The organism is Amycolatopsis speibonae (assembly GCF_042647925.1).
Taxonomy (GTDB): domain Bacteria; phylum Actinomycetota; class Actinomycetes; order Mycobacteriales; family Pseudonocardiaceae; genus Amycolatopsis; species Amycolatopsis speibonae.
The window spans coordinates 1-12,774 of sequence record NZ_JBHRWK010000086.1; the positions used below are offsets into that span (position 1 = coordinate 1).

Sequence of the window (12,774 nt, forward strand, 5' to 3'; positions counted from 1 at the left end):
GGCACACACATCCGCACCCTTACAGACCTCACCAACCACGCCATCAACACCGGCATCACCCCACCAACGAAGATCAAACCAGCGAGTTGATTATCGGCGCGCCCATAGGGCCGGAATTCCGTTCCGCTCTCGTGCGGTTCCGATACCCGCCGAAGGCGTAGTGACCGTACTCACTACGGAAATAAACGTGACACGCACCGACCCGCACAGGCAGACTGAACGCTGAATCAGCTTCGCCTTCGCTGTCACCGTTGCCGACGCCGAAGGCGGCCCACGCGGAACCGCGCCCCTCCAGGAGCACCACACAGATGACCGAGACCATGCCCGAAACCACCCACGACCAGGAACGGGCACCGGCGCGCGCCGGGCTCCTGATCGGGGTCCTGGTCCTCTCCGCGTTCGTGATGATCCTCAACGAGACCATCCTGAGCGTCGCACTGCGTGACCTGACCGTCGACCTCAAGGTCCCGACCACCACCGTGCAGTGGCTGACCAGCGGCTTCCTGCTCACCATGGCGGTCGTCATCCCGATCACCGGGTTCCTGCTCGAACGGTTCACCCCGCGCCAGGTCTTCCTCGCCTCGCTGACCCTGTTCAGCACCGGCACCCTGGTCAGCGCGCTCGCCCCGGGCTTCGCGCTCCTGCTGACCGGCCGGGTCATCCAGGCCTGCGGTACCGCGGTGATGCTGCCGCTGCTGATGACGACGGTGATGCGCCTGGTCCCGGTCGAGAAGCGCGGCGCCACGATGGGCACGATCACCATCGTCATCGCGGTCGCCCCCGCCATCGGCCCGACCATCGGCGGCGCGGTGCTCTCCTCGCTCGGCTGGCGCTGGATGTTCTGGATCGTGCTGCCGCTCTCGATCGCCGCCCTGGTGGTCGGCGTGCTGCGGTTGCGGCTGGACAGTGACACCCGCAAGGTGCCGCTGGACGTGTTGTCGGTGATCCTGTCCGCCCTCGGTTTCGGCGGCGTGCTGTACGGCCTCTCGACGTTCGGCGAGTCGGCGGGCGGGCACCAGCCGGTGCCGCCGTGGGTGCCGATCGTCGTCGGTGTCCTGGCGCTCGCGGTGTTCACCTGGCGCCAGTTGCGCCTGCAGAAGGAAGACCGCGCGCTGCTGGACCTGCGCCCGTTCACCCATCGCAGCTTCGTCGTCTCACTGGTGCTGACGGCACTGCTGTTCATGTGCCTGCTCGGCGCCGCGGCGATCCTGCTTCCGCTTTACCTGCAGACAGTCCTGCACACCACCACGTTCGTCAGCGGGCTCGCGGTACTTCCCGGCGGTCTGGTCCTCGGGCTGCTCGGCCGCCCGGTCGGCGCGCTGTACGACCGCTTCGGCCCCCGGCCCCTGGTCATCCCCGGCGCCGGCGCGATGGCGGTCTCGCTGTGGCTGTTCGCCCTGCTCGGCGCGGATTCACCGCTGGTCGCGGTGATCGCCATCCACGTCCTCCTGATGGGCGGACTCGGCCTGATGATGACGCCGCTGATGACCGAGTCCCTCGGTTCGCTGCCCGAACACCTCTATTCACACGGCAGCGCGATCCTCGCCACCCTGCAGCAGCTCGCCGGCGCGCTCGGCACCGCCGTGTTCATCGCGGTCGCCACGGCGAGCACGGTCACGGCCGGGGCCGCCAGCCCCGACGCGGCGGGGATCCGCACCACGTTCATGGTCGCCGGCTGCGTCGGTGTGGCCGCGTTCGTCGGTTCGCTGTTCGTCAAGAAGAGCACCGGCACCGCCGCGGTGTCCGCGCACCACTGATCCACCTCGCGCCCGCCGTGACCTCCACCTGACGTCCGGCGGGCGTTCGAGCACCTTCCGGCCGTAGGCGATGGCCGGTCGCTCGACCCACCGGCGCAGCGCGCAGGCGAACAGCAGAGCGACGCCGGTGGTCGCCGCGGCCTTGGCGAACCCGCTGGGCAGCAGCCAGCCCGTGACTCCGGCCGCGGCGGTCTGGGCGAGGTAGAGCGCGTACGAACGGTCGCCGACGAAGGTCATCGGCCTGCTCGAAAGCAGGTTCCGGACCGGGCCGGGCGAAACGACGGCCACGAGCAGCAACGCCGAGCCTGCCGCGTACACCGGGACCACGAACTGCCAGTGCCCGCCGAGTGCCTTCGCCAGCGGGCCGACGGAGAACTGCAGCACGACGAACCCACAGCCGATCGCCGTGGCGATGGCAGGCCTGGTCAGTGGCCGGACCAGGGCGAACCCGCGCGGATGATGGAGCACCATCGCCAGCAGGCAGCCGATCACCAGCGAGCAGTAATGCACCGAAAGGCTCGCCCAGGTATGCGACGGCGCCAGCGGCAGCGCGAACAGCACCACCCCGAGGACGGCCGCTGAGCCCAGCAGCAGGCGTAGCGCTGTCTTCCCGCTTCGTGCGAAGGACGTGAGCACCAGCAGCGCGGGCCAGACGAGGTAGAACTTCTCCTCCACCCCCAGCGACCACGAAGTCGGATAGGGCGTGTTGTAGTTGACGAGTTCGTTGCCGAAGAGGAGGTAGTACGGCATGGCGTCGGCGAGCCTGCTGCTCTGATACGTGCCGCCGAGCAGCACCGCGAGCGTGGTCAGCGCCAGGAGCAGGAAGTACACCGGCATGATCCGGAAGACCCGGCGAAGGTAGAAGCCGCGCAGCGAGATCCGGCCGGTGCGGCCCTCTTCGCGCAGGGACAGGGTGGTGATCAGGAACCCGGACAGCACGAAGAACAGCTGCACGGCGATCCAGCCCTGCAGGCGGTCCATGGCGGTACCGCCGTAGTGGAAGAACACGACGGCCACGGCGGCGAGCGCGCGCACGCCGGTGAGACCGGGGAACCACGAAGAGGCCAGGTAGTCGGCGTGGCCGAGTGGCTGCCACCAAGAGCGGCGCGAAGGGACGGACATGGCCCGTAGGTTCGGGCCCGGACGCTGAACCGAAGCTTAAGGAAGCTGAAGACGTCTTAAGCTTCCGCCGACGGCAGGCGGACGACGAAGCGAGCACCGCCGTCGTGATCGGCGATCTCGACGGTGCCGCCGTGGGCCTGGGCGATCTCGGCGACAATCGCCAGCCCGAGGCCCGCTCCGCCGTCGTCGCGTGCACGTCCGTCGTCCAGCCGCACGAAGCGGTCGAACACCCGCTCGCGATCCGCGGCGGGGATCCCGGGCCCGTCGTCGGTCACCGTCAGCACACCGAATCCGTCCACTGTGGACACAGCCACGCCGACGCCGGTGCGGGTGTGGCGTTGCGCGTTGTCCACCAGGTTGCGCAGCAGCCGTTCCAGCCTGCCCCGGTTGCCGAGGACCGTCGGGTCTCCCGCGATCTCCGCGCGGACACCCTGCCGCCCGGAGAGACAGGATTCGACCACTTCGGACAGTCGCACCGGCGCGAGCCGTTCCGGTCCGGCGTTGTCCAGCTTGCCGAGCAGGACGAGATCGCCGACGAGGTCCTGCAGCCGGGTGACGTCGAGGAGGGCGTTCCGGCAGGCTTCGCGCCAGTCCAGCCTGTCCGGATGCGCGAGCAGCACCTCCAGCTGGGTGCGCAGGGAAGCCAGCGGGGTGCGCAGTTCGTGCGACGCGTCCGAGGTGAAGCGGCTCTGCCGGGTGACCGCGGTGTCCAGGCGGCCGAGCATCGTGTTCATCGTTTCGGCCAGCTTCGCGATCTCGTCGGCGCTGTCCGGCGCCGGGACCCGGCGGGAGAGGTCGTGCGCGCCGATCTCCGCGACTTCGGACCGGATCACCTCGACCGGGCGCAGCGACCGGCGTACCGCGAACCACGCGATCGCCCCGATCAGCAGCGCGATCACCGGGACACCCGCCAGCAGCGTCGTGCGCACCGCGTCGAGCGCCGCCTGCCCCGACTCGTCGACGATGGCGGCGCCGTAGACCCGGTACTTGCTGTCGCCGCTCACAGTGGCCGCCACGTGCAGCCGGAGTCCGTTCCTCTCCGGGTCTTCCCCGAGCGCGCTCCCGCAGCCGACGGACTCCTGCCTGGCGAGGTCGACGGCGCCAGGCTTGAGGTTCTGGACACTGTCGCCGTACCCGAAGTCCCCGTCCGGGATGATCGTCCCGAAACGCAGGCCGGGACAAGACGCGACCCGCTCGCCGGTCTGGGTGGTCACCTCGTAGATCGAAGCCTGCACGAGGAGCCGCAGATCGGCCGGAGCGGCGCCGGTGTTCAGCACCTGGACGACCGCGGTCGCCCGCTCCCTCGCCACCTGCGCGGCGCCGCTGCCCAGCCGGTTCTGGGCATCGAGCACCAGCCACGCCGAAACGACCGTCAGAGCGATGATCGACGCCAGGAAAGCGGTCAGCGCGACCCGGAACCGGGTGGTCCGCCAGAACCTACGCACCGGAACCCACCACGTGATAGCCGGCGCCGCGGACCGTCCGGATCGTCTCCGCCCCGAACGGCAGGTCGATCTTGCGCCGCAGAGCGCTCATGTGGACCTCCACCAGGTTCGCGGTCGCCGACGCCGCGAAGTCCCAGAGGTTCTCCAGCAGCTCGGCCTTGGTGACCACTTCGCCCTGCCGTTTCATGAGGTACGCCAGCAGTGCGAACTCCTTGGTGGTCAACGGGATCTCGGCCGTGCCGCGACGGCAGGTGTGACTCGCCTGGTCGAGTTCGAGGTCGCCGAGCCGCAGCGTGCCCGGCCGGATCGCTCCCCCGCGCCGGATCAGCGCCCGCAGCCGGGAGAGCAGGACACCGTAGGAGAACGGCTTCGGCAGGAAGTCGTCGGCGCCGGTGTCCAGCGCCTCGATCTCGTCGTCCTCGCCGTCTTTCGCGGTCAGCATGAGGATCGGGGTGCTGTCGCCGCGTTCGCGCAGCTTCCGGCAGACGCGGTAGCCGTTGAGCCCGGGCAGCATGATGTCGAGGATCATCGCGGAATACGGATGTTCGGCGGCGTACCAAAGCGCGTCGCGGCCGTTGTGCGCGACGTCCACGGCATAGCCCTCGGCGCTCAGCCCCGCCCGCAGCGACTCGGCCAGCCGTCGCTCGTCCTCGACGAGCAAGATCCTCATCCGCTCACGATCCCATACGGCCCGGCCGCACTTGGTCACCGCGCCGGGCACAATTGCCCTCATGAGCGGGTGACGCCGTTGCCACCATCGCCTCATGCCCGCCAACCGCCGCCGCGCGGCGCTCGTCCTGGCGCTCGCCGCCGTCCTCGTCGCCGGATGTTCCGCCGAACCCGAGCCGCCGCCCGCGTACCGGCTCGGCGGCGACGACGCGTGCGGGGCGGTGAACCCGGCGGATTTCGAAGCACTCACCCACGCCACGGCGTCGAAAACGCCGAGCAAACTCGTCGCCGGACTCGACGGCGGCAACTGCAAGATGGAATTCGACGGTTCCAGCGGCTACGCCACGCTGACGACGTTCATCGCGATTCACCCGTCGGGTGAGCCCGCCGCGAAGGCCATGTACGACGACTTCCGGAAGAGCGACGGCGAACGCTCGGGCGCCGGTACCGACATCACCGTGTCCGACGTCGAGGGCCTCGGCACCGCCGCGTACCTCTACCGGCAGCACGACGACAAGAAGCCCTGGACCGCGGACGAACTCTGGCTCTACAAGTTCGACATCCGGCACGGTTCGCTGGTGCTCACGGTCTCCGGAAGCGGCTACGCGCGCGAAGTCGCCGGCTGGCCCACCACGGAAGAGGACATGAAGGCCAAGGTCAGGAAAAGCGCCGAAGAGACCCTGAAAGCGCTCAAGCCCTGACCGCGGCCCTACCTCGTGAGTGGTGAGGACGGTTATTGGCGGGCAGGGGCGAACGTGTCGTGTCTGAACCCACGCTGAGCGAAGACGTAACTCGCGTGATCAGGAACGGATCTCGCGTGATCAGACGGCGAACACGGTGAACGGCGTCCGATCACGCGAGTTACGGCTCTGATCACGCGAGATCCGGCTCTGGTCACGAATGATCGCCCAACTCACCCGAACACGACATCTTTGACCTTCTTCTCAAGAGAACCCTCCTGGACCACTCACGAGGGGTCAGGCCTCTCCTTGCGCCGCACCGGTGATGTTGCGGACCATGCCGCCGAAAACGACACCGTGGAACGGCGCGATCCCCTTCCAGTACGCGTGCCCGGCCAGGCCGTGCGGCTCGAAAACCGCCCGCTGCCGGTAGACCGTCCCACCGTCCTCATCGGACTCGACGCTGAGTTCGAGCCACGCGCGCCCCGGCAGCTTCATTTCCGCCCGCAGCCGCAACAGACGCGGCCGGTCGAGGTATTCGACGCGCCACCAATCCAGCGCCTCACCGAGATGCAGCCGCCGCGGATCCCGCCGCCCGCGCCGCAGCCCGACGCCACCCACCAGCCTGTCGGCCCAGCCGCGGACCGACCACGCCAGCGGGAACGAGTACCAGCCGTGTTCCCCGCCGATGGACTCGATGACGTCCCACAGCGCTTCCGGTGAGGCGTCGGTCCGCTGCTCGCGTTTGTCCTCGTAGACGGTCCCGCCCGCCCAGTCCGGGTCGCTCGGCAGCGGATCCGAGGGCGCCGTCGACGCGTCCGACCAGCGGGTCGGCACGTCGGCGTTGCGGGTCCGGGTCAGCGCCAGTTCGACGGCGTGTTCGTAGTGGGTCAGCCCCGCTTCCGGATCCGGGATGTGGTCGACGATCGTGTGGTCGTGACAGATCACCTCGTGCACGAGCGATTCGATCAGCGGTACGGCGATCGACTTCGGCACCGGCGTGACCAGGTTGACCCACTGCGCGGACAGCCACGGGGTCAGCACCGGCACGGGCACGACCGCGCGCCTCGGCAGGCCGGAGACCACGGCGTAGCGGCGCATCATGTCCACATAGGTCAGGACGTCGGGGCCGCCGATGTCGAAGGCGCCGTTCACGTCGGACGGCAGGTCGGCGGCGTGCACGAGGTAATGCAGCACGTCCCGGATCGCGATCGGCTGGATGCGGTTGCGCACCCAGCGCGGGGTGATCATCGCCGGGAGCCGCTCGGTGAGGTAGCGCAGCATCTCGAAGCTCGCCGAGCCCGAACCGATGATCACCGCGGCCTGCAGGACGAGGGCGGGCACCCCGGAGTCCAGCAGGACCCGGCCCACTTCGGCACGCGAAGCCAGATGCGGCGACAACTCCTCGTCATCCGGCACGATGCCGCCCAGGTACACCAGCCGCCGCGCGCCCGCCGTCTTCGCGGCCTCGGCGACCGTCCGCGCCGCCTCCCGGTCGACCTCGACGAAGTCCTTGCGCGCCAAGGAATGCACGAGGTAGTAGACGACCTCGCAGTCGGTCAGCGCCGTCTCGATCGAGGCGGGCTCGGTGACGTCACCGCGTTCGACCTCGACGCGGTCACGCCACGGCTCCTCGGCGACCTTCTCCGGGGAGCGCGCCACCACGCGGACCTCGTGGCCCGCGTCGAGCAGCTGCGGCACCAGCCGTCCGCCTACATAACCCGTCGCCCCGAGCACCACGCATCGCATTCCCCGAGTGTTCCCGGCGAAGACGCGTCGCGCAGTCCGAGTGACCCCGTCAGGGGGCCAGCCGACCGCGGACCTCCACGGTCGCGGCGATGCTGCCGCGGAGGAACCGGGCGACCGTCCTCCGCTCGTCCTCCCCCATGTCCCGCCACGCCGCGGCATAGCGCTCGCCGAGGGGAAGGAAGAACTCGGCGCCGATCTGCCGCGCCTGGTCGTGCATCCGCAACTCGACCTTCCGCCGGTCGGTGGCGCTCCGGTCCCGGTACAGGTGCCCGGCCCGCTCCAGCCGGTCCAGCACCGACGTCGTCGCCGACGCGCTCAGGTGCAGGGCGCTCGCGAGCCTGCTCGGGCTCATCGGGGTCCCCATCCTGGCCGCGTCCATGATCACCGCGAGCGCGTTGAGGTCGGTCCGGTGCAGGCCGTGCGCCTCGCCGAACATCTCGGCGAACCGATCCGACTCGACGGTCAGCTGGCGCAGCAGGAGAACGAGCACGTCGTCCGTGACGTGTTCGACCTCGTCAGCACCCTCAGCCATGTCCGAAACCTCCCCTCCTGTTGCCCCGTCCGGGTGACCACTCTACTATTTCGATGGTCGAACTATTCACTCGTCGAAGCAGCAATGCCACAGGAGCCATCCGTCCATGATCTCGGAAGTCGAACGCCCCGCCCGCACGCGGTCACGTCTGCGGTGGCTGCTCCCCGCCCTCGTCGCGGTCGCCTGGCTGATCTTCGGCGGGTTCAGCGGCCCCTTCGCCGGCAAGCTGAGCCAGGTCACGGAGAACGACAGCAGCAGTTTCCTGCCCGCGTCGGCCGAAGCGACCGAGGTCGGCGAGCTGCAGAAGCAGTTCTCCAGCGCCGCCGTCATCCCGGCGATCGTCGTCGCGGAACGGCCGTCGGGCCTGACCGAGGGCGACAAACGGTTCCTCGCCGACCGGACCTCGAACGCACGGCTCATCCCCGCGCCGGAGAGCAACGCGGGCGCGCAGGTCGTCGTGCTCATGGACGCCACGAACGATCCCGGGGACAGCGTCGAAGCCCTGCGGGACTCGCTCGCCCGTGACACGCCCGACGGGTTGAAAGTGCTCGTGACCGGCCCCGCCGCCCAGGTCGCCGACCTCAAGGAGGCGTTCGGCGGGATCGACGGGCTGTTGCTCCTGGTCGCGGGCGCGGTGGTCGCGCTCATCCTGATCATCGTCTACCGAAGCCCGCTTCTCCCCTTGCTCGTCCTGCTGTCGGCGGTGTTCGCGCTGGGGACCGCGAGTCTCGCGGTGTACCTGCTCGCGGATCACGACGTGCTGGCCTTGAACGGGCAGAGTCAGGGAATCCTGTTCATCCTCGTCTTCGGCGCCGCCACCGACTACGCGCTCCTGATGATTTCGCGCTATCGCGAAGAACTCAAGACGACCGACGATGCCCGCTCGGCGCTCCGCACGGCCTGGCGCTCGACCATCGAACCGATCGCGGCCTCGGCCGGGACCGTGATCCTCGGCGTCCTCTGTCTCCTGTTCAGCGACCTGAACTCCAACAAGGGACTCGGCCCGGTCGCGGCCATCGGCATCGGCGCCGCGTTCCTCACGACCATCACGTTCCTGCCCGCCGTCCTGGCCTTGTGCGGACGCAACGCTTTCTGGCCCTTCCGCCCGGCTGTGGCGCCACCGAAGGAGGACACCGGCGGACTCTGGGGCCGTGTCGCGGGCTGGATCTCCCGCGCGCCGCGCACGGTCTGGATCGTCACGACCGTCGTCCTGCTCGCGGGCGGCGCGTTCCTGCCGCAGCTCAAGGCTTCCGGCACCGCGCAGTCCGACGTCTTCCTCACACCGGTCGATTCCGTGGCGGGACAGGAAGTCCTCTCTCGCTATTTCCCCGGCGGCTCCGGCTCCCCGACGGTGATCATCGCCCCGGCCGGCCAGGCCCAAGCGGTCACCGTGCTGGCGCGCGTCCCCGGTGTTTCCGATGTCCGTCAAAGTGGCGAAGCGGGCGGGCTCGCGAAGATCGACGCGGTACTGGCCGATCCCCCGGACTCCGACGCCGCCGTCGCGACGATCGAACGGATCCGCGAAGCCGTGCATCCTGTCGACGGCACCAAAGTCGGCGGGCCGACGGCGACCCTGCTCGACACCAGGGACACCTCCGAACACGACCGCATGATCATCATCCCGATCGTCCTGGTGGTGATCTTCCTCGTGCTCGCCCTGCTGCTGCGCTCACTGCTCGCTCCGCTGCTGCTGATCGGCACGGTGGTGCTGTCCTTCGCCGCCACGATGGGCGTCTCGGCGCTGGTGTTCAACCACGTCTTCGACTTCCCCGGCGCCGACCCGGTCGTCCCGCTGTTCGGCTTCGTCTTCCTTGTGGCGCTGGGGATCGACTACAACATCTTCCTGATGACCCGGGTCCGGGAGGAGGCGGGCAGAATCGGTACGCGCGACGGGACACTGCGCGGGCTGCGCGTCACCGGCGGGGTGATCACCTCCGCGGGCGTGGTTCTCGCAGCGACCTTCGCCGCGCTGGCCGTCCTGCCCATCCTCTTCCTGGCTCAGCTGGCTTTCATCGTCGCGTTCGGCGTTCTGCTCGATACGCTTCTGGTGCGGTCGCTGCTGGTACCGGCGCTGACGGTGGACGTCGGGCGGAAGATCTGGTGGCCGTCGAAGCTGGCGAAGACCGGCCTGGAATGAACGCGGCGATCGCCAGCGCGATGAGCGCGGTCGCCGAACCGAGTCCCATGATCAACCGGAAGCCGCCTTGGGACGGCACCTGAACCGGGCCGAAGGAGACGGTCAGCTGCGCGAGGATCACGCCCGCGACCGCGCTGGAGATCGAAGTACCGATCGCGCGCATCAGGGTGTTGAGACTGTTCGCGGCCGCCGTCTCCGAAACCGGGACCGCGCCCATGATCAGCGCGGGCATCGCACCGTACGCGAGCCCGATGCCCGCGCCGATCGTGGCGGACACCAGCACGAGATGCCACACACTCGCCATCAGGACGGTGCCGAGGCCGTAGCCCGCGGCGACCACGAGCGCGCCGAGCATCAGCGTCACCTTGGGGCCGCGCGCTTTCGTGATCCGCGCGGACAGCGGGGCGGTCAGCATCATCACGACCCCGGACGGCACCATCACCAGGCCGGTGACCAGCATGGTCTGCCCCAGTCCGTAGCCGGTCGCCGACGGCAGCTGCAGGATCTGCGGCAGCACCAGCGACTGCGCGAACATGGCGAACGCGAACACGATCGACGACAGGTTCGTCAGCAGGACCTGACGCCGGACGGTCGTCCGCAGATCCACCAGCGGCCGGGCCGTCCGCAGTTCCCAACCGCCCCACAGCAGCAGGACGAGCGCGGCGGCCCCGAACAGGCCAAGGGTCCGCCCGCTCGCCCAGCCCCACTGCGCGCCCTTCGAAATCGCCAGCAGCAGGCAGACCAGCGCGGTGGAGAGTCCCGCCGCACCGACGAGATCGAACCGGCCGCCGCTGCGCACGCTCGATTCGGGGACGAAAGCCAGCACGAGCGCGGTCACGACCGCACCGAGCCCGGCCGCGGTCCAGAACAGCAGATGCCAGTCGGCGGTCTCGGCGAGCAACGCCGACGCGGGCAGGCCGAGGGCACCGCCGACGCCGAGTGACGCGCTCATGGTCGCGGTCGCCGAAGCGAGCCTTTCGGCCGGGAGTTCGTCGCGCATGATGCTGATCCCGAGCGGGATCACCCCGGCCGCGAAGCCTTGCAGCACCCGGCCGGCGACCATCGGGACCAGCGTGTCGCTGAGCCCGGCGACGACCGAACCGGCGATCAGCATGCCGAGGCTGACCAGCAGCATCCGCCGCTTCCCGTACATGTCGCCGAGCCTGCCGACGACCGGCGTCGCGACCGCGCTCGCGAGCAAGGTGGCCGTGATGACCCAGGTCGCGTCGGCGGGCGACGTGTCCAGGAGTTCCGGCAGCTTCGGGATCAGCGGGATGACCAGAGTCTGCATCAGCGAGACCACGATCCCGCCCAGCGCCAGCACCACCACGACCACTTGAGGGCGTGGCACGGGCTGAGTCATACGGGGCCTCCGGGGAGATCGGGAACGAACTTCTCCAACTTAAGTCAGTTGATTGACTTATGCCAACAGTCCGGGCACTGTGTGCATCACGCGCCCACCACGCTGAAGGAGCCCTCGATGACGCTGCCGAGCTTCCCGTTCCCGACCGAGGCGGCCTTGGCGCCGCCCGCGGAATGGGCCGAGTTCCGCTCGAAGTGCCCGGTCGCCAAAGTCACCCTCGCCAGCGGCGACGAAGCGGCGCTGATCACGCGCTACGCGGACGTCAAACGCGTCTTGTCCGACCCGCGGTTCACCAGGCCGACCCCCGAGGACAAGGCGGCGAGGGTCGCGGACACCGAGTCGGGCGGGGTCTTCAACAGCGAGATGGCGGGCGTGATCCCCCAGCACGGCGAAGCGCACCTGAAATGGCGCCGGATGCTCGGGAAGTGGTTCACCGCCAAGCGGATGAACGCGCTGCGGCCGCGTATGGAGGCGATGGCCGTCCAGCTGATCGACGAGATGGTCGCGAAGGGCGGACCCGCGGATCTCAAGGCGGGCGTGGCCTTTCCGCTGCCCGTGTGGGTCATCTGCGACATGCTCGGCGTCCCGGACACCGACCGGGAACGGTTCGCCCACTGGTCCGACGTGATGCTCAGCATGACGCGCTACACGCAGGCGGAGTTCGACGTCGCGCAGGCGGAATTCGGCCGGTACATGGGCGGGCACATCGCGGCCAAGCGGGCGGAGCCCGGCGAAGACATCCTGAGCGCGCTCATCACCGACACCGACGCCGACGGCGAGCGCTGGTCCGACGCGCTGCTCGTCGCCACCGGGATCGGCCTGCTGATCGCCGGGCACGAGACCACCGCGAACATGATCGCGAAGATGGTGGCGATGCTGCTGGAGGACCGCGGCCGCTGGGAAGCGCTGCTCGCGGACCGGTCGCTGATCCGCACCGCCGTCGAGGAATCCCTTCGCATGGACGCCAACGCGGGTATCGGCATGTCGCGTTTCCTCACCGAGGATTTCGAGGTCGGCGGGACCACCTTGCCGTCGGGCACCACCGCGATGTGCAGCATGGCTTCGGCCAACCGGGACGAAGACGCGTTCGACGGCGCGGCCGACATGACGCTCGACCGCAGCCCGAACGCGCATCTGGCGTTCGGCGCCGGCGCGCACGCGTGCCTCGGGCAGCCGCTCGCCCGTACCGAACTCCAGGTCGTCCTCGGGGTCCTGCTGGAGAAACTGCCCACGCTGGAACTCGCCGTCGCGGCGGCGGACCTGCGCAAGGTCGAAGGGCTCGCCGTCGGCGGACTGCGGGAACTGCCCGTGCGATGGTGA

Annotated in this window: 8 protein-coding genes and 2 pseudogenes; 4 read left to right on the forward strand and 6 right to left on the reverse strand. The window is 69.3% G+C overall.

Translation table 11 applies throughout. The features are described 5' to 3' along the window. The first annotated feature begins 308 nt into the window (after nt 1-308). Complete coding sequence (locus tag ACFOSH_RS38200) at nt 309-1,757, forward strand: DHA2 family efflux MFS transporter permease subunit (RefSeq protein ID WP_378245615.1); 1,449 nt, start codon at nt 309-311, stop codon at nt 1,755-1,757. Nucleotides 1,758-1,913: 156 nt separating this feature from the next. On the opposite strand, the pseudogene ACFOSH_RS38205 reads toward ACFOSH_RS38200, so the two are convergent. From ACFOSH_RS38205 to ACFOSH_RS38215, 3 genes and pseudogenes are all read right to left on the reverse strand, one after another. Next, nucleotides 1,914-2,879, reverse strand: a pseudogene (locus ACFOSH_RS38205) (acyltransferase family protein); the annotation flags it as partial. Nucleotides 2,880-2,935: 56 nt separating this feature from the next. Beyond that, entirely contained in the window at nt 2,936-4,324 is a 1,389-nt protein-coding gene (locus tag ACFOSH_RS38210) for an ATP-binding protein (protein WP_378245617.1), read from the reverse strand. After that, nucleotides 4,317-4,994: a response regulator transcription factor gene (locus ACFOSH_RS38215; RefSeq protein WP_378245619.1), complete on the reverse strand. Its 678-nt coding sequence runs from the start codon at nt 4,992-4,994 to the stop codon at nt 4,317-4,319. The genes ACFOSH_RS38210 and ACFOSH_RS38215 overlap by 8 nt, the downstream gene beginning before the upstream one ends. A gap of 94 nt (nt 4,995-5,088) precedes the next feature. Here ACFOSH_RS38215 and ACFOSH_RS38220 point away from each other — a divergent pair, with 94 nt between their 5' ends. Next, nucleotides 5,089-5,694: a hypothetical protein gene (locus ACFOSH_RS38220; RefSeq protein WP_378245621.1), complete on the forward strand. Its 606-nt coding sequence runs from the start codon at nt 5,089-5,091 to the stop codon at nt 5,692-5,694. Nucleotides 5,695-5,970: 276 nt separating this feature from the next. Here ACFOSH_RS38220 and ACFOSH_RS38225 read toward each other — a convergent pair whose 3' ends face one another. Both ACFOSH_RS38225 and ACFOSH_RS38230 read right to left on the reverse strand, forming a co-directional pair. After that, nucleotides 5,971-7,422, reverse strand: coding sequence for an SDR family oxidoreductase (locus tag ACFOSH_RS38225; protein WP_378245623.1), 1,452 nt, complete (start codon nt 7,420-7,422; stop codon nt 5,971-5,973). Nucleotides 7,423-7,471: 49 nt separating this feature from the next. Next, on the reverse strand, nt 7,472-7,954 hold the full coding sequence (locus ACFOSH_RS38230; RefSeq protein ID WP_378245625.1) for a MarR family winged helix-turn-helix transcriptional regulator: 483 nt from the start codon (nt 7,952-7,954) through the stop codon (nt 7,472-7,474). 106 nt (nt 7,955-8,060) lie between these two features. Here ACFOSH_RS38230 and ACFOSH_RS38235 point away from each other — a divergent pair, with 106 nt between their 5' ends. Next, nucleotides 8,061-10,091, forward strand: a complete 2,031-nt coding sequence (locus ACFOSH_RS38235; RefSeq protein WP_378245627.1) for an MMPL family transporter — start codon at nt 8,061-8,063, stop codon at nt 10,089-10,091. Here the strand turns inward: ACFOSH_RS38235 and ACFOSH_RS38240 are convergent. Further along, a pseudogene (locus ACFOSH_RS38240) lies at nt 10,003-11,454 on the reverse strand (MFS transporter); the annotation flags it as partial. The gene ACFOSH_RS38235 and the pseudogene ACFOSH_RS38240 overlap by 89 nt on opposite strands. Nucleotides 11,455-11,571: 117 nt before the next feature. Between ACFOSH_RS38240 and ACFOSH_RS38245 the strand changes: the two are divergent. Further along, nucleotides 11,572-12,774, forward strand: a complete 1,203-nt coding sequence (locus ACFOSH_RS38245; RefSeq protein ID WP_378245629.1) for a cytochrome P450 — start codon at nt 11,572-11,574, stop codon at nt 12,772-12,774.

Excerpts from the sequence above, each read along its gene's own strand:
- ACFOSH_RS38200 (WP_378245615.1), top strand. The coding sequence starts at position 309 with ATGACCGAGACCATGCCCGAAACCACCCACGACCAGGAACGGGCACCG.
- ACFOSH_RS38215 (WP_378245619.1), bottom strand. The coding sequence starts at position 4,994 with ATGAGGATCTTGCTCGTCGAGGACGAGCGACGGCTGGCCGAGTCGCTG.
- ACFOSH_RS38220 (WP_378245621.1), top strand. The coding sequence starts at position 5,089 with ATGCCCGCCAACCGCCGCCGCGCGGCGCTCGTCCTGGCGCTCGCCGCC.
- ACFOSH_RS38225 (WP_378245623.1), bottom strand. The coding sequence starts at position 7,422 with ATGCGATGCGTGGTGCTCGGGGCGACGGGTTATGTAGGCGGACGGCTG.
- ACFOSH_RS38230 (WP_378245625.1), bottom strand. The coding sequence starts at position 7,954 with ATGGCTGAGGGTGCTGACGAGGTCGAACACGTCACGGACGACGTGCTC.
- ACFOSH_RS38235 (WP_378245627.1), top strand. The coding sequence starts at position 8,061 with ATGATCTCGGAAGTCGAACGCCCCGCCCGCACGCGGTCACGTCTGCGG.
- ACFOSH_RS38245 (WP_378245629.1), top strand. The coding sequence starts at position 11,572 with ATGACGCTGCCGAGCTTCCCGTTCCCGACCGAGGCGGCCTTGGCGCCG.